Origin of the sequence: Flavobacterium notoginsengisoli (assembly GCF_014207905.1) — a bacterium.
In the GTDB taxonomy this organism is placed as follows: Bacteria; Bacteroidota; Bacteroidia; order Flavobacteriales; family Flavobacteriaceae; genus Flavobacterium; species Flavobacterium notoginsengisoli_A.
In genome coordinates this window covers 302,488-320,684 of the sequence record NZ_JACHLB010000003.1, presented here as the reverse complement: position 1 = coordinate 320,684, position 18,197 = coordinate 302,488, and the positions used below count along the sequence as shown (strand labels likewise).

Here is an 18,197-nt window from a genome sequence, read left to right as displayed (position 1 = left end):
TTTACAATGAGTAGAGTAGTTGCATTTGGAGAAATCATGCTGCGTTTATCGACAGAAAGACATTTACGTTTTTCGCAATCTACAGCATTTGGTGCTACGTACGGGGGTGGAGAATTTAACGTATGTGTTTCTTTAGCAAATTATGGTATAAATGCTGAATTTGTTACAAGATTACCTGAAAATGAAATTGGTTTTTCTGCCTTGAAAGAAATCAGAAAAATGAATGTCGAGTCTAAAAACATTGTTTATGGAGGAGAACGTTTGGGAATCTATTTTCTGGAAACCGGAGCAGGAACACGCGGAAGTAATGTGGTTTACGATCGTGCACACAGCGCGATGTCTACTATAGAAAAAGGACAAGTTGATTGGGATAAAGTTTTAGAAGGAGCAGAATGGTTTCACTGGAGCGGTATTACTCCAGCTATTTCCCAAACAGCAGCAGAAGCCTGTTTAGAAGCAATAAAAGTCGCTCACAAAAAAGGAATTAAAATTTCTTGTGATTTAAATTATAGATCAAAGCTTTGGCAATATGGCAAAACGCCAAGCGAAGTAATGCCAGAAATGCTAAAATACAGTAATGTTATTTTGGGAGATATTGACACAGCGTATTTTATGTTAGGAATTCCGAAAGTAAATCCGAATTATCAAGATGAAAAATCGCTTCCAGCTGTATATACAAAGTTGTTCGAATTGATTCCGAATCTTCAGGTTGCCGCTACAACTTTGCGTTATTCTGTAAGTGCTTCTCACCAAAGAATCGGCGGAATTTTGTTTGACGGAAAAGCAATTTATAGCGCAAAAGTAAAAGAAGTTACTCCAGTTGTTGATCGTGTAGGAAGCGGAGATGCATTTATGGGCGGATTAATTTATGGACTATTAGAATATCAAAATAATAACCAAAGAGCTTTAGATTTTGCAGTTGCGGCTTGTTGTTTAAAGCATACCATTGCAGGAGATTACAACTTGGTTACTTTAAAAGAAGTTGAAAATATGATTGATGGCGATGGTTCTGCATTGGTATCAAGATAATTTTAAATAAAAAATGGCAAAATATTCAAGAATTGAGGTTGCACAGCAGATGAAAGAAAATGGTATGGTTCCGTTGTTTTTTCATTCTGATATTGAGTTAAGTAAAAAAGTTTTAAAAGCGTGTTACGATGGAGGTTCCAGATTAATGGAATTTACGAGCAGGGGCGATTTTGCACATGAAGTTTTTGGAGCTTTAAACAAATATGCTTTAGCAGAACTTCCAGGAATGATTTTAGGAGTGGGTTCTATCACAGATGCGGCTTCTGCTTCATTGTACATGAGTTTAGGAGCGAATTTCATTGTTACTCCAGTTTTTAGAGAAGATATAGCTATAGCTTGTAATCGCAGAAAAGTGCTTTGGTCGCCAGGCTGCGGTACTTTGACAGAGATTGCAAGAGCAGAAGAATTGGGATGTGAAATCGTAAAATTATTTCCAGCCGATACTTATGGACCAGAATTTATCAAAGCAATAAAAGGCCCATGTCCGTGGACAAACATTATGCCTACGGGCGGAGTTTATCCAACAAAAGAAAGTTTAAGTTCATGGTTGAATGCTGGAGCAACTTGTGTTGGTTTAGGTTCGCAATTGATTTCAAAAGATATATTAGGAAATAAGGATTTTGATGGTCTATCTGCAAAAGTGAAACAAGTTCTTGACATTATAAAAGATATTAGAAAATAAGATTAAGGGGTAATCATGCCAAACTCCTTATTTTATAAGTTTTTTTTAGATTTTTAGAGATTGTAATTGAACATTACGCTTGAAAAATTTAGCTAGCCATTCCTCACAGCCGGCTTTATTTTACTCAATCGGGTGTAATGTTTCATTTACAATTTAAAAGGCAGAAATGAAGAAATAGGGTTTATAGATGGTTATTTATAACGCATTAAAGAAAATTTAAAATGAAAAAATTAAATAGAATAAATACAGGATTAGAAAAGTTACAGCCAATTAAGGTGGTTCAGTTTGGAGAAGGTAACTTTTTAAGAGCCTTTGTTGATTATGCTTTTGACAAACTGAATAAAGAAGTTGATTTTAATGCCGGTATTGCAGTAGTTCAGCCTTTGAAAGACGGTATGGTAAATATGATTAATGATCAGGACGGTCTTTATACCTTGTTTATGAACGGAATTAAAAAAGGTGAAAAGATACAAGATATTGTGTTGATTAATAATATTGTAAAAACTATAAACCCATATACTGAATTTACAAATTATTTGGCTTTAGCCAAAGAAGAAGAACTTCAGTTTATCGTTTCTAATACAACAGAAGCTGGAATTGAATTTATTGGAAGTGATACTCCAGACATGCAACCACCAGTGTCATTTCCTGCAAAATTAACGGTTTTATTATATGAAAGATTTAAACATTTTAATGGAGATGCTTCTAAAGGAGTTACAGTAATTCCTTGTGAATTAATTGATTACAACTCTGAGACACTTAAAAAATATATTTTACAATATGTTGATTTATGGAAATTAGAAGATGCGTTTAAAACTTGGGTATCAGATGCTTGTACATATCATAGTACTCTAGTTGACAGAATTGTTCCTGGATATCCAAGAGCTGAAATCGAAGAATACAATAATAAATTAGATTATCAAGACAATTTAATTGTTGCTGCTGAACCTTTTTTCCTTTGGGCTATTGAAGGCGGAGATGATCTAAAAGCAAAATTGCCTTTTCATAAAACAGATTTGAATGTAAAAATCGTTGATGATATACGTCCTTTTAAAATGATTAAAGTTCGTATTTTAAACGGTGCGCATACGGCAATGGTTCCTTTTTCACTTTTGCATGGCAATAAATTAGTAATGGAAACTGTTAACGGAGATTTTACCGGGAAATTTGTAAATAGCGTTATTAGTGAAATTAGTGAAACTCTTGATATGGACAAAAATGAAATTACGGCCTATTCTGAGGAAGTAATGGACCGATTTAAAAATCCATTTATAAAACATGCACTTGCTGATATTGCATTAAATTCTGTATCGAAATTCAAAGTAAGAGTTTTGCCTAGTTTATTAGGATATTATAATGCTAACAAAAAATTGCCTGTTAATTTGACTTTTTCATTAGCGAGTTTAATTCGTTTCTACAAAGGAACTTGGAATGGTCAAAGTTTACCGGTTAAAGATGGTGAAGATATTACAGCTTTCTTCAACGGACTTTGGAAATCGGATGATTACGAGAAAATCGCTCGTTTAACATTACAAAACAAAAGTTTCTGGGATGAAGATTTGACTGAGATTCCTGGACTTACAAGAGCAATTACAATTGCATTAGAAGAAATTGACTCAAATGGAATTGAAGCTGGTTTTGCTAAATTCCAAGAAAGAATAAAATAAAAAAAAACACAAAAAGAACAAAGAACAAAGGTTAATTATGGCAACGCAGAAAAAATTAATAAAAGTTCACCCTACAGATAACGTAGCGGTAGCTTTAGTAAATCTGACAGCTGGCGAAGTGATTGATTTTGAAGGACAATCAATTGCCGTTGAGTCTGATGTGAAAATGAAACATAAGATTGCAATGGTTCCTTTTAATGTAGGAGACAGAATCATTATGTATGGTGTTTTAGTTGGTAAAGCAAGCGCAAGAATCGAAAAAGGAGGATTGCTTTCTACTGCGAATGTAAAACACGAAAGTGATAAAGTTACAGGTAAAACTGAAACAATTGGTTGGACAGCGCCAAATGTAGATAAATGGAAAGATAGAACGTGGCAGGGCTATCATAGAGAAGATGGACAGGTTGGAACGGAAAATGTTTGGTTGTTTTTTCCATTAGTTTTTTGTGAAAACAGAAACATCGAAATCTTAAAAGATATTTTTGAGAAAGAGTTGATGAAGCCAAAAGAGAACGATTATCAGTTATTGTTGCGTTCTTTGGTAAAATCAGAAACGGGTGGAGCAGGAAATCAAGAAGCTTCAAATGATGCTAATTTATTCAATAACATTCAGGTAAAATTCATCACTCACCAAGGTGGTTGTGGTGGAATTCGTCAGGATTCTCACAGTTTAGCTAAGCTTTTGGCTGGTTATGTAAATAATCCAAACGTAGCAGGAGCAACTGTATTGAGTTTAGGATGCCAGAATCTACAGATTTCAATTTTCAAAGAAGCTTTAGATGCAATCAATCCAAACAGTAAAAAGCCTGTTTTAATTTACGATCAGCAATCTATTGGAACAATTGAAACAATGTTGAATAGTGTTGTAAAAGATACTTTCGAAGCTATTAAAAAGGCAAACGAAATTAAGAGAGAGCCAGCACCATTATCTAAATTAAGAATTGGTTTAGAGTGTGGTGGTTCTGACGGATTCTCTGGAATTTCTGCAAACCCAACTTTAGGGGTATTGTCTGATAAATTGGCTGCTTTAGGAGGAACAACAATTCTTTCTGAGTTCCCTGAATTATGTGGTGTAGAGCAAGAATTAGTAAACCGTTGCGTTGATGACGAAGACGGAAAACGTTTCTTGAGTTTGATGCAATGGTACGAAAAAACAGTTGTTGATGCAGGTTCAGGATTTGATATGAATCCTTCTCCAGGAAATATTAAAGACGGTTTGATTACGGATGCTATGAAATCTGCAGGAGCGGCTAAAAAAGGTGGAACATCTCCAATTGCAGGTGTTTTTGATTATGGGGAGTATATTAACGAACCAGGATTAACATTGCTATGTACGCCAGGAAATGATGTTGAGTGTACAACTGCAATGGTAGGCTCAGGAGCGAATATGGTATTATTCACGACAGGTTTAGGAACTCCTACAGGAAATCCAATTGCGCCAGTTGTAAAAATATCTTCTAACTCTGAGTTAGCGGCTAAGATGTCTGATATTATCGATATTGACACTGGTGGAATTATCAAAGGTGAAAAATCTATCGAAGAAATGTCTGATGAAATGCTTGAATTTATTATTGATATTGCTAGTGGTACAATTAAAACCAAAGCGGCAGTTTTAAATCAGAACGATTTTATTCCTTGGAAAAGAGGAGTTTCACTTTAATTTTAGGTACTAAGGTTCTAAGGGACAAAGTGACAAAGGTTTATATAGAAGACGCACAACTACTGTGCGTCTTTTTTTTTAAGGTTTTTCTGTAGAGACGCACCGCAGTGCGTCTTTTGTATTTTGTATTGACATTATTATCAATAAAAATGCCCATTCTAAAATGGGCTTATATAACTTATATGGTAAAAAAAATATTAAAAAGTGGTTTTGGTAGATGACTTGCGAATGTGTAATTCAGGTGCTAAAACGACCTTTTTTTCTATTTTAATTGTATCTGTTTTGTCTACTTGCTCTAAGAAAACACGAGCCGACATTTTACCCATTTCTAGAGGTGATTGATCTACAGAAGTGATAGATAATTCCATAAACTTAGTAAAAGGTTCGTTACTGAAACCTGCTACGCAAAACTCATTCGGAATGTCAATATTTCGTTCTTTAAGTTCCTGAATAGCTCCCAATGCAGCAAAATCACTCGAAGAGAAAATGGCATCTGGCGGAGTTTGTAATTGTAAAAGCTTGTCTACAGCTTCTTTTCCCGCATCAACAGCACTTTTGGTATAGATTACATATTCTTCTTTAAAATCAATTCCATTATCTAATAAAGCTTGTTTGTATCCTAAAAACCTGTTTTTAAAGATGTCTAAAGATTGATCCCCAGATAAATGAGCAATATGTCTGCAACCTTCGTCAATTAAATGTTTGGTAGCTAAGTAACCTCCTTTAAAGTCATTTATAGTTACAGAACTTACTCCATCAATATGTTTACTTCTATCGAAAAATATTAGAGGAACATTCTTTTCTAATACATTTCTAAAAGCGCTATCGTTTTCATTTGAAATACCCGTAACAGACATCATGATTCCGTCTACTTGTGCATCTACAAGAGTGTGAAGGTTTTCATTTTCTCTTTTGATGCTTTCATGCGTTTGACAGATAATAACTTGATAACCATGCGGATAAAGTTCTTCTTCGATTCCTCTAATAACAGAGGCGAAAAAGTTGCTGTCAATACGAGGTACAATAACTCCGATATTATTGCTTCGACCGCTCTTCAATGCAAGTGCCAACTTATTTTGCTTATAATTCATGGCAGCAGCAGTTTTAATAACTAACTCTCTCGTAGCTTCTTTAATCTTCGGATTATTATTTAAAGCTCTAGAAACGGTTGCAGCCGTGATATTTAATTTTTCAGCAATATCGTAAATAGTTACTTTTTCACTCATTCAACAAAAGTTTATCGGATTATGTATTAGACTAGACAAAAGTACATTTTTTTTTATTATGTAATATAAATTGTTATCGATTACCAGATTTAGGAAATCAAACGTTTTAGAAATTATTATGATAATAATTTATCTAAATTTTTGCGTTAAATGTAATTAAAATTTGTAATAAAAATTAAATATATAATTTTTTTCTAAATTAATTTGCTCTACTAGAACAATTTTTCTACTTTCGTGTAATCGATTACATGATTTTTGGTCGTTTTACATTTTAAACAAGAAAATACTGCGCAAATGATTGCAAATAAGAACATAACATTTAAAAATATTCTATTTATAGTGACTATAAGTGCTTTGTTCATTTCTTGTTCAGAAAAAACGGTTGCTGTTTCTTTAGATAATGGAGGAAGTTCTTGGAAAAAGATGCATTTAGTTATTAAAAGTATCCCAGAAACAAAATTTTCTGATAAAATCTATAATGTAAACGATTTTGGAGCTGTCGCTGATGGAAAAACGCTAAATACAATTGCCTTTGAAAAAGCGATACACAAATGCGCGGCAGATGGTGGTGGTCAGGTTTTAGTGCCAAATGGAAAATATTTAACAGGTGCTATTCATTTAGAAAGTAATGTAAACTTGCATTTAGAAGATAATGCTGAAATACTTTTTAGTATAAATCCGAAAGATTATCCTATCGTTCATACTTCATGGGAAGGAACGGAAGTAATGAATTATTCTCCTCTTATTTATGCCAAGAATAAAACGAATGTTGCCATTACAGGAAAAGGAATATTAAACGGTCAAGCAGACAGTACAAATTGGTGGATTTGGTCTGGAGGAAAAAATTATGGATGGAAAAAAGGAATTCCATCTCAAAATGATCCAACAAATCGTGAGGTTCTGGTAGACATGGCAGAAAAAGGAGTTCCAGTTGCTGAAAGAGTTTTTGGAGATGGAAGATATTTGCGTCCCAATTTTATAGAATTTTTTGAATGCAATACGGTTTTGGTAAAAGATGTAACAGTAATTAATTCTCCATTTTGGATTTTGCATCCAATAAAAACTAATAACATGATTATTGACGGCGTAACTGTCAACAGCCACGGACCTAATAATGATGGCTGTGATCCAGAGTATTCTCAAAATATTCTAATTAAGAACTGCACTTTCAACACTGGAGACGATTGTATTGCAATTAAATCTGGACGTGACGCAGATGGCAGAAGAGTTGCAATTCCAAGTAAAAATATCATTGTGCAAAATTGTAAAATGATTGATGGTCATGGCGGAGTAGTTATTGGTAGTGAGATTTCGGCAGGAGTAAATAATGTTTTTGTTGAGAATTGTGTAATGGATAGTCCAAATCTGGATCGTGCCATTCGCATTAAAACCAATTCAAAAAGAGGCGGAATTATAGAAGATATTTTTGTTCGAAATCTGGAAGTGGGAACTGTTAAAGAATGTGTTTTGAAATTGAATATGTTTTATAATGTTTATGGATCACAGACAGGAAATTTTATTCCAACAATTAGAAATGTAAGTTTAGAAAATATTACAGTAAAAAATGGAGGAAAATATAGCGTTTGGGCAGAAGGTTATGCGCAATCGCCTGTTGAAAATATCACATTAAAAAATGTAAAAATTCAAAAAGTAGATTCGCTCTATTTATTGAAAAATGTAAAAAATATAAAGTTTATAGATACCTACGTTAATAATAAAAAAGTAGAATCTGTTAAGTAATAATAGTTCTCGAATTGTTGGTAATTAGTAATTTGATAATATTTGAGATTATTGTTTTTTGAAGGAGTTAAAAAGGAGTTTATCAATCGTTAAACTCCTTTCTTAACTGAAAGAAATGAAAAGTAAGATGCAAAAGTTAAAGCTGTTTCTGTTGTTTTTTTTAAATGTTATTGCGGTGCAAAGTCAGCAATATCAGATTGATTCATCTTATACTATAAAAAGTACTTACGCTAAATTAATTAAGAAATATCCTTTAATTACCATTCCAGAAATTAAACCAAATCAAGATGTTCAGGTTACATTCGATTTAGTTTATAACAAAGAAAAAGAAAGAGAGCTCCATTTGGACGCTTTTGTAAATAAGAAAAATAAAAAAAGCCCGGCTGTTATAATGATTCATGGAGGCGGATGGAGATCAGGCAATAAAGATCAGATGCAGTTTCTTGGAAGAGAAATTGCATCAAAAGGATATTCTGCTTTTTCAATCGAATATAGATTGTCATTAGAAGCAAAATATCCAACAGGCGTTATTGACGTTAAAAATGCTATTAAATTCATAAAAGATAATGCATCAAAATTTAATGTCAATGTGAATAAAATTGCTGTCTTAGGATGTTCATCTGGAGGACAAATGGCCGCTTTAATTGGAACGACTAATAATAATTCAATTTTTGAAGATAAAGCTTTTAAAAGCAAATCATCATCAAAAGTAAATGCTATAATTGATGTAGACGGTGTTTTAGCATTCAAACATCCAGAATCATCAGAAGGCGATATGGCTGCATTTTGGTTGGGTGGAAAATCAGATGAAATTCCAGAAATATGGAAAGAGGCTTCAGCATTAACGCATACAGATAAAAATACGCCTCCAGTTTTGTATATCTGTAGCAGTATTCCAAGATTTCATGCAGGAAGAGATGATATGATTAAGATTTTGAATGAAAATAAAATTTATAATGAAGTGCAAACTATTCCAGATTCTCCGCATTCATTTTGGTTTTACGAACCTTGGTTTAAGCAAACAATTTCTTACACAATACAATTTTTAGACAAAATTTTTAAATAAATTAGAGCAAAATTCGAAGCATTAATTTAAAAAGATAAAAGGTATATTTTATGGGTAAATCTCTTTCTACAACAGTCAATTTTGCAAAGCTTATTTTGTTTTTTCTGTTGATTTTCGCTAACAAGACGAATTCACAGAATCAATTAGAAACTGAAAATTCAGTAATCTCATATGATTTAAAATGGTCAGAAAGAACTGCGCTTTCCATCCTTAATAAATACCCGCAAGCTTGGCAGCTAGACGGAAATGATAGACCAAAATGGGATTATAAAATGGGTTTTGTATTGTCTGGATTTGAAAAGTTATACCAAAAAACAAACGATAAAAAATATTTAAATTATATAAAAGAGTATGTCGATGGAATGATCGACAGCACTGGAAATATTAAAAAATATGATATTAAAGAATACAATATTGATTATTTAAATCCAGGAAAATTATTGTTTAATCTTTATGATATTACTAAAGATTCACGCTATTTGAAAATTATTGGTGAATTAAGAAATCAGTTAGAAAGCCAGCCTAGAACAGCAAGTGGTGGATTTTGGCATAAGCAAATTTATCCTAACCAAATGTGGATTGATGGTTTATATATGGCTGAGCCATTCTATACTCAATTTACGGTTAAATTCGAAAAAGGAAAAAGTCTGGATGATGTAGCCAAACAGTTCGAATTGGTTCAAAAACATATAGTTGACAAAAAAACAGGACTAGTTTACCAAGCTTGGGACGAAAGTAAAGAAATTGGCTGGGCAGATAAACAAACGGGAACTTCGCCAACTATTTGGGGGCGTGGTATTGGTTGGTACATGGTAGCATTGGTTGAAACGTTAGATTATTTTCCGAAATCACATCCAAAATATAAGGTTTTGGTTGGGTATTTAAATCAGATTGCAAAAAATGTAAATCAGTATAAAAGCGAATCTGGATTGTGGTATCAGGTTGCTGATAAAACAGAATTGTATGGAAACTACGTAGAGCCATCTGCTTCTGGAATGATTATTTATGCATTTGCAAAAGGCGCTAATAAAGGGTATTTATCAGCAAGCTACAAAGCAATAGCCAAAAAATCATTTGATAGTTTTATAAAAGAGTTTATTAAAGTAGATAAAAAGGGAGTAGTAAATGTTTTAAATGTTTCATCAAATGTAGGTTTAGGTGGAAAGCCTTTTCGTGATGGTACAAACCAATATTATCTTACTTCTAAAACAAAAGAAAATGGTGCAATTGGTCTTGGAGCCTTTTTGTTAGCATCAATTGAATTAGATAAATAATAGAATTTAAATATATTTTGAAATGAAAAACAGTAGAAAGCAAAGTTATTTGATGTCGGTTTTGATGATTTGCGTTATGACAATTACAAGTTGTAAAGTAACTTCTCAAGAACCTGCAAAGAAAGATATCGTAATCGCAAAAAATGCAAAGTGGTCAGATAAAATGGCTTTAACTTTGATGAAGCGTCATCCTGAATCTTATATGTTGGATGATGCTAAGAAACCAAAATGGGATTATGTTCATGCTTTAGTGCTGCATTCAATTGAAGAATTGTATAAAAAAAATCCGGATCCAAGATATAAAGCTTACGTAAGAGGTTATGTTGATAATTTGGTTCAAGCGGACGGAAGTATCAATACGTATGAATTTGATAAGTTTAACATCGATTTGGTTTTGCCAGGACGTTTGCTTTTCGATGTTTATGCATATTCTAAAGAAGAAAAGTATTTAAAAGCATTACAATTAATTCGTAAACAGCTTTCAGAACAACCAAGAACACAAAGTGGAGGATTCTGGCACAAACAAATTTATCCTAATCAAATGTGGTTAGATGGCTTATATATGGGAGAGCCATTCTATGCTGAATACACTGCTAAGTTCGAAAACGGTAAAAGTTTCGATGATATTGCAAAACAATTCGAAATAATTCAGTCAAAAGCAACTGATCCAAAAACAGGATTATTGTACCACGGGTGGGACGAAAGCAAACAAATGCCTTGGGCAAACAAAGAAACAGGAAATTCGCCTAATTTCTGGTCAAGATCTCTAGGATGGTATGTAATGGCTTTGGTTGATGTTTTAGATTATATGCCAAAAGATCATCCAAAACGCAAAGAGTTAATCAAATATTTGAATAATAGTTCTGAAGCACTGCTTAAATTTCAAGACAAATCTGGCCTTTGGTACCAAGTTACTGATAAAGGTGGCGAGAAAGGAAATTATTTAGAAGCTTCTGGATCTGCAATGTTTGCATATGCCTTTGCAAAAGGAGCAAACAAAGGTTATTTACCAGCTAAATTTAAAAAAGCTGCCAACAAAGCTTTTGACGGATTAACAACTGTATTAATCAAAAAAGTTGATGAAGATGGCGGTATCACATTGACAAATTGCTGTCAGGTTGCAGGTTTAGGAGGAACACCATATCGTGATGGATCTTACGAATATTATGTAAACGAAAGAAAAAAAGACAACGATCCTAAAGCAACTGGTCCTTTTATTTTGGCTGCTTTAGAGTTGAATAGATAATTGTTAATTATTGATTGTAAGTTTTGTTTTGCTGAGCGAATTCGAAGCATCGCAAAGAAACTCCTCAAAAAAAAGCATATTAGAAACCCGACAGTTTTTTTAAAGCTTGTCGGGTTTAAATAAAAGTAATAATATCAAAAATGAAGAATCTAAAAATCATCCTTTATCTGCTCGCTATTTTTTTCTCCCAAAAAAACACAGCGCAAGTCTGGGTTCCAGATAATGGTGACGGGACATATACCAATCCAATTCTTCATGCTGATTATTCAGATCCGGATGTTGTTCGCGTAGGCGATGATTATTATATGACAGCTTCTTCTTTTAACTGTATTCCAGGTTTACCAATTTTACATTCTAAAGATTTAGTAAACTGGAAAATTATCGCACATGCTTTAGTAAAACAGCCTCCTTTTGAAAATTACAATCGCGTGCAGCACGGAAATGGCGTTTGGGCACCAAGTATTAATTTTCATAATAATGAATTTTACATTTATTATCCAGATCCGGATTTTGGAATTTATATGATTAAGGCTAAGAAAGCAGAAGGGCCTTGGTCTGAACCTCTTTTAGTGAAATCTGGAGTTGGGTTAATCGATCCTAGTCCGCTTTGGGATACAGATGGGAAAGCTTATTTAACGCATGCATTTGCAGGAACACGTGCACAGATTAAAAGTTTATTGGTTGTCTGTACTATGAATGCAGAAGGTACTGTTGTCAATAATGATGAAGTAATGGTAATCGACGGTCACGATGGAGAAGGTACAATAGAAGGTCCGAAATTTTATAAAAGAAATGGCTATTATTACATTTTTGCCCCCGCTGGTGGCGTGCCGACAGGCTGGCAAACTATTTTAAGATCTAGAAATGTGTTCGGACCTTACGAAAAGAAAAAAGTACTAGAGCAAGGTTCAACTACTATTAATGGTCCGCATCAAGGCGCTTGGGTAACAACACAGACTGGTGAAGATTGGTTTTTTCATTTTCAAGATAAAGGTGCCTACGGAAGAGTTGTTCATTTGCAACCTATGAAATGGGTAAATGATTGGCCAGTTATGGGAGAGGATTTCGATAAAAATGGAATTGGAGAACCTGTTACAACTTATAAAAAGCCAAATGTTGGTAAAAAATTTCCAATAGAAACTCCTGCAGAATCAGATGAATTTAATACATCAAAATTAGGTTTGCAATGGCAATGGCAGGCTAACAGACAAATTAATTGGGGGTTTCCAACGAGTATGGGCTATTTCAATTTATTTTGTCAGCCGACTACTAAAAACATTTTTAATGCTCCAAATTTATTGTTGCAAAAATTTCCAGCAGAAGAATTTACTGTAACGACCAAACTGACTTTTAATTCTAGATTTAATGGAGAATCGACAGGTTTGATTATTATGGGATTAGATTACAGTTACTTGTGTTTTAAAAATGAGAACGGAAAATTATACCTTAATCAAAAAATGGGAACTTTTGATAAAACCGTTTCTGAAACAGAAACCACGCCTCTTAAAATAGAAAACAATACTATTTATTTGAGAGTGCAAATTAGAAAAGGAGGAATCTGCAATTTCTTTTACAGTTTAGACGATAAAAATTATCAATCCATTGGAAATGAATTTAAAGCTAAAGAAGGTAAATGGATTGGCGCTAAGGTAGGACTCTTTGCTTTAGCTCAAGAAGTAAAAAACGATTCAGGCAATGTAGCAGTAGATTGGTTTAGAGTAACGAAATAAAAAGACGAAAAAAAGATATTTTTTCCATTTTATTAAAAAAACGACCTTCATAAATTGTATTTAAAGGACAAAAAATAAAAGTTGATATTCGACTACAATTTGTATTGAGATAATGTTTTAAAAATAGTTTTAAATGACTTTTCTTACAAATTAGTTTTTTAAAATCATTTTTTTTGATAAAAAATCCTGATGTTTTAGTAAAATAAAAGTAAAAACAGATTAAAATGACGCGTGTAAAAAAAATAGCTGTATTTTTCTTAATTGGTTTTTGTTTTTGTGCAAATGCGCAGAATCCATTTAAAAACTGGTCAGAAATTATTCGTAAAAGTGATGCGGCTTGGTTTGGCTCTGAAGATGCCAAAAGAGTAGCAGAAAATGTTTTACTTTATCAGAGGGATATTGGAGGATGGCCGAAAAACATCCAAATGCAGCAAGAGCTGACAGAAAAGCAAAAGAAAGATTTAATTGCACTCAAAAAGACAGCCGTAGAGACAACAACGGATAATGGTGCGACTTGTCAGGAAATGCTGTTTATGTCCAGAATGTATGCCCAGATAAAAGATGAACGTTACAAAGATTCTTTCCTAAAAGGGTTAAATTATCTTTTAGAAGCACAATATGCAAATGGTGGCTGGCCACAGTTTTTTCCTCTAAAGAAAGGTTATTATACGCATATTACCTACAATGATGATTCGATGGTAAACATCATGAATGTAATAAAATCTGTAGCAAATGAAACGGATTATTACAGCATTAAGCCTTCTAAAGAAATTGTAGAAAAATGTAAAAAAGCTTTCGATAAAGGAATTGATTGCATTTTGAAAACTCAATACAAACAAAATGGCATTTTGACAGCTTGGTGTGCTCAGCATGATGAAGTTACTTTAAAGCCTGCAAATGCTAGAGCTTTTGAATTAGCATCTTTAAGCGGTTATGAATCTGCAAAAATAGTGCTGCTTTTAATGTCTATTGATAAGCCTTCAAGAGAAATTGTTATAGCTGTAAAAAGTGCTGTAGAGTGGTTCGAAAAAACCAAAATCACCAATTTGGAAGAAAAAAGGGTACTAAATGATGCTGGAAAAATTGTAGAAAAGAAAATGATTCCAGCTGTTAATGCAGCGCCAATATGGGCTCGATTTATGGATTTGGAAACCAACGAACCTTTCTTTTGCGATCGTGACGGAATCAGAAAAAAATCATTAGATCAAATAGGAGCAGAAAGAAGAAATGGTTATTCTTGGTATTCTGATGCGCCAAAAGAAGTATTAAAAAAGTTTCCAGACTGGGCTGTAAGAAATGGAACTAAAGTAGGAGCAACAGAAAAGAAAAATGTAAATTATATTACTGTGGCACAAGATGGTTCTGGAGATTTTTCCAAAATTCAGGATGCAGTCTATGCTACACCAGCTTTTCCTTATGAAAAAGTAACTATTTTCATTAAAAACGGAATTTATAATGAAAAAGTCAGGATTCCGGAATGGAATAATAACGTTATCCTGAAAGGCGAAAGTAAGGAAAATACAATTATTACTTTTGATGATAATTTTTCGAAAATTGGTTTAGGAAGAAATAGTACTTTTTACACCTATACACTTTTGGTTGAAGGAGACGATTTTACAGCATCTAATCTAACCATTAAAAATACTTCGGGTGAACATGGACAAGCAATTGCATTGTCTGTTGTAGCCAATCACGCTAAAATTATAAATTGTAATCTTTTAGGAAATCAGGACACTTTGTATTTGTCTGGAAAAGATTCAAAACAGTATTTCAAGGATTGTTATATTGAAGGAACAACCGATTTTATTTTTGGAGGAGCTACAGCTTTATTTGAGAACTGCACGATTCACAGTATTAAAAGCTCTTATATTACCGCGGCATCAACACCAGAAGGAACAGCTTTTGGTTTTGTTTTCAAGAACTGTAAACTAACTGCAAATCCAGATGCTAAAGATGTTTATTTAGGAAGACCATGGAGAGTTTATGCTAAAACGGTTTTTATAAATTGTGAAATGGGAAAACAAATTAAACCAGAAGGCTGGGAAAATTGGTCCAAACCAGAAGCAGAAAAAAAAGCTTTTTATGCAGAATACAATTGTACCGGAGAAGGGTTTCAGCCATCTAAAAGAGTCGGATGGTCACATCAGCTTTCTAAAAAAGAAGCAAGCCAATATTCTATAGAAAATATTCTAAAGGATAAGACGGTAAATTGGTATTTAAATTAAGTCGATGTTTTCAATTTCAGTCTACAATTAGTACCGTGACTGAAAACTAAAATGAAAAAATATGAATATAAAATATCTATTTCTATTATTCCTTTCTTGGACTTCTTTTTCTCAGAATAAAGATTTTCCTGATGCTAAAGTAGATTCAATAATAAAAAGAATTCAGCTTCCAGTATTTTCTTCATTTCAAGTAAATGTTGTAAAACTTGGTGCAAAAGGTGATTCAATTACTGATAATAAAAAAGCTTTTGATAAAGCAATGGCTTTGTGCCAAAAGAATAATGGCGGAACCATTATTGTTCCAAAAGGAATTTATAAAATTAATGGACCAATTCATTTTGTCAGCAATGTAAATTTGAAAATAGAGAAAGGAGCAAAAATTAAATTCAGCGACAATCCAAAAGATTATCTTCCAATGGTTTTAACAAGTTGGGAAGGCACGATGTTGTACAATTATAGTCCGCTAATTTATGCTAACAATTGCAATAATATTGCCATTACTGGAGAAGGAACAATTGATGGAGAAGGAGGAAAGATTTGGAAGACTTTTAAAGAAAAAGAAGGAACAGGAAAAAATCAGAGTCGAGAAATGAATCACAATAATGTTCCAATTGAAAACAGAAAATTTGGGGAAGGTTATTTTTTACGACCACAGATGATTCAGTTTTTAAACAGTAAAAATATTTTAGTAGAAAATATTAGAATTGAAAATTCTCCTTTCTGGTGTTTGCATTTATTAAAATCACAAAGCATAACCATTCGTGGAATAAGCTACAAATCCTTAAATCATAATAACGACGGAATAGATCCAGAGTATACAAAAGATGTTTTAATAGAAAATGTAAATTTTGATAACGGAGATGACAATGTCGCTATTAAAGCAGGAAGAGATCATGAGGGAAGAGCCAATACAGCAACACCAAGCGAAAATATTGTAATAAGAAACTGCAATTTTAAAGGACTTCACGGGGTTGTAATTGGCAGCGAAATGTCGGCAGGTGTTCAGAATGTTTTTGTAGAAAATTGTAAAACTGCGGGTTATTTAAAAAGAGGAATTTATGTAAAAACCAATGCAGATCGTGGAGGCTATATTAAAAATATATTTGTTAGAAATATTCAATTAGACCAAGTAGAAGACTGCCTGTACATTACAGCAAATTATCATGGAGAAGGAAAAGGTTATCAATCGGATATATCCAATATATATTTTTCGAATATTACGTGCAATAAAGCTTCAGAATCTGGAATCGTTATTCAGGGATTTCCAGATAAAAAGATTCGAAATATAGCATTAAAAAACATTGAAATTAAAGAAGCAAAAAACGCATTGTCTAATGAAAATGCAGAAAATGTTTTGATGACAGATGTTTTTATTGGTCAAAGGGCAACGGTACCTACAGCGGTTTCTAAAAAATAATTTTTAAGAGACAGAGGTTCAAAGAGGCAAAGTTACAGAGGTTTTCAGAAAAGAAACAAAGATATTTTCTTAAGGTTTGTATACTTTAAGGTTAAACAAAAAAATATAAAAAATGAAAAAATACATCTTCCTAGCATTTCTTATAACATCAGTTAGTTTTGCGCAAAAAACATCTGTTTATTGTATAGGTGATTCGACTATGGCCAATAAAAAAGATCCAGATCATAATCCAGAACATGGTTGGGCTCAGGTTTTACAATCATTTTTCAATGATAATATTGTAATAATTAATAAAGCGGTAAATGGAAGAAGTACCAGAAGTTTTATTAATGAAAAACGTTGGGATTCAATTTATAAGCAATTAAAAAAAGGAGATTATGTATTAATCGAATTTGGACATAATGATCAAAAAATAGAAGATCCAAATCGTTATACAAATCCGCATACGGCATATAGATATAACTTGATAAAATTTGTAAAAGAAAGTAGAGAAAAAGGAGCAATACCAATTTTATTAACTTCTATTAGCCGACGAAATTTTAATGATAAAGGAGTTTTGGTTCCTACTCACGGAGATTATCCTTTAGAAACCCGTTTAGTTGCACAAGAATATAATGTGCCATTTATTGACTTAGAATATGATACAGAATTACTTGAGCAATCTTATGGGCCTGAAAAGTCAAAAGAATTGCATTTACATTTTAAAGCAGGAGAAAATGCTTTTTATGATAATAAAGAAAAAGCAGATGATACCCATTTATCATTAAAAGGAGCAACAGAAGTAGCTCAATTAGCAGTTAATCGAATAAAAGAATTAAAAGATTCTTCTTTAGAAAAACTAAAAAAAGGGATAAAGTAGTTTTTCTATTTTAGGTTAAAAAAAGCACAAGCAATAAAACTTTATTGCTTGTGTTTTTTTGTTTTAAAGATCTTCCAAAACATTTACTATTTCAAATTATACTCTTTGCATAAATATAATTTTCAAACTTATTTATTGTTAATGTGTTGAAAATCAGTATCTTTATTGTCTATTGTTCATTATAAGCAAAAAAAACTTCTTTTTTTAAATCAAAATTATTAATGCGTAATTCTACTTTTAGACAATCACGCACCTTTTTACGCCAGTATAATTAAGGAATTTTGAACTTTTCAAGTCTGAATAATAATGACTTGCATCGAGAATAATTGAGTATTGTAACTATTTTTTATTAGCAGAACATAAACTTTTTTTTAGA

Annotated in this window: 13 protein-coding genes; 12 read left to right on the top strand and 1 reads right to left on the bottom strand. The window is 32.6% G+C overall.

Annotation, left to right across the window (positions count from 1 at the left end; all coding sequences use genetic code 11):
* Nucleotides 1–6 precede the first annotated feature (6 nt).
* The 4 genes from HNP35_RS11775 to HNP35_RS11760 all read left to right on the top strand — a co-directional run bounded on the left by HNP35_RS11775 (nt 7) and on the right by HNP35_RS11760 (nt 5,038).
* Nucleotides 7–1,029: a sugar kinase gene (locus HNP35_RS11775; RefSeq protein ID WP_184161916.1), complete on the top strand. Its 1,023-nt coding sequence runs from the start codon at nt 7–9 to the stop codon at nt 1,027–1,029.
* A gap of 13 nt (nt 1,030–1,042) precedes the next feature.
* Complete coding sequence (locus tag HNP35_RS11770) at nt 1,043–1,711, top strand: bifunctional 4-hydroxy-2-oxoglutarate aldolase/2-dehydro-3-deoxy-phosphogluconate aldolase (RefSeq protein WP_184161913.1); 669 nt, start codon at nt 1,043–1,045, stop codon at nt 1,709–1,711.
* Between the two features lie 221 nt (nt 1,712–1,932).
* A complete protein-coding gene (locus HNP35_RS11765; RefSeq protein ID WP_184161910.1) occupies nt 1,933–3,378 on the top strand; it encodes a tagaturonate reductase in 1,446 nt (481 codons plus the stop codon).
* Nucleotides 3,379–3,415: 37 nt separating this feature from the next.
* The gene (locus HNP35_RS11760) at nt 3,416–5,038 is read left to right on the top strand and encodes a UxaA family hydrolase (RefSeq protein WP_184161907.1); all 1,623 of its coding nucleotides are present in this window, start codon (nt 3,416–3,418) and stop codon (nt 5,036–5,038) included.
* Between the two features lie 197 nt (nt 5,039–5,235).
* Here HNP35_RS11760 and HNP35_RS11755 read toward each other — a convergent pair whose 3' ends face one another.
* Complete coding sequence (locus HNP35_RS11755; protein WP_184161904.1) at nt 5,236–6,264, bottom strand: LacI family DNA-binding transcriptional regulator; 1,029 nt, start codon at nt 6,262–6,264, stop codon at nt 5,236–5,238.
* 294 nt (nt 6,265–6,558) lie between these two features.
* Here HNP35_RS11755 and HNP35_RS11750 point away from each other — a divergent pair, with 294 nt between their 5' ends.
* The 8 genes from HNP35_RS11750 to HNP35_RS11715 all read left to right on the top strand — a co-directional run bounded on the left by HNP35_RS11750 (nt 6,559) and on the right by HNP35_RS11715 (nt 17,821).
* On the top strand, nt 6,559–8,004 hold the full coding sequence (locus tag HNP35_RS11750) for a glycoside hydrolase family 28 protein (protein ID WP_184161901.1): 1,446 nt from the start codon (nt 6,559–6,561) through the stop codon (nt 8,002–8,004).
* Nucleotides 8,005–8,119: 115 nt separating this feature from the next.
* On the top strand, nt 8,120–9,070 hold the full coding sequence (locus tag HNP35_RS11745; RefSeq protein ID WP_246453490.1) for an alpha/beta hydrolase: 951 nt from the start codon (nt 8,120–8,122) through the stop codon (nt 9,068–9,070).
* Nucleotides 9,071–9,120: 50 nt separating this feature from the next.
* Complete coding sequence (locus HNP35_RS11740; protein ID WP_184161898.1) at nt 9,121–10,344, top strand: glycoside hydrolase family 88/105 protein; 1,224 nt, start codon at nt 9,121–9,123, stop codon at nt 10,342–10,344.
* 22 nt (nt 10,345–10,366) lie between these two features.
* Nucleotides 10,367–11,590, top strand: coding sequence for a glycoside hydrolase family 88/105 protein (locus HNP35_RS11735; protein WP_184161896.1), 1,224 nt, complete (start codon nt 10,367–10,369; stop codon nt 11,588–11,590).
* 140 nt (nt 11,591–11,730) lie between these two features.
* Nucleotides 11,731–13,320: a glycoside hydrolase family 43 protein gene (locus HNP35_RS11730; protein WP_184161893.1), complete on the top strand. Its 1,590-nt coding sequence runs from the start codon at nt 11,731–11,733 to the stop codon at nt 13,318–13,320.
* 224 nt (nt 13,321–13,544) lie between these two features.
* On the top strand, nt 13,545–15,545 hold the full coding sequence (pelA, locus tag HNP35_RS11725; protein WP_184161891.1) for a pectate lyase: 2,001 nt from the start codon (nt 13,545–13,547) through the stop codon (nt 15,543–15,545).
* 61 nt (nt 15,546–15,606) lie between these two features.
* Nucleotides 15,607–16,962: a glycoside hydrolase family 28 protein gene (locus HNP35_RS11720; RefSeq protein ID WP_184161888.1), complete on the top strand. Its 1,356-nt coding sequence runs from the start codon at nt 15,607–15,609 to the stop codon at nt 16,960–16,962.
* A 112-nt stretch (nt 16,963–17,074) separates the two neighbouring features.
* Nucleotides 17,075–17,821 (top strand): rhamnogalacturonan acetylesterase, encoded by a 747-nt coding sequence (locus HNP35_RS11715; RefSeq protein WP_184161885.1) that lies wholly within the window; start codon nt 17,075–17,077, stop codon nt 17,819–17,821.
* Nucleotides 17,822–18,197: the final 376 nt, after the last annotated feature.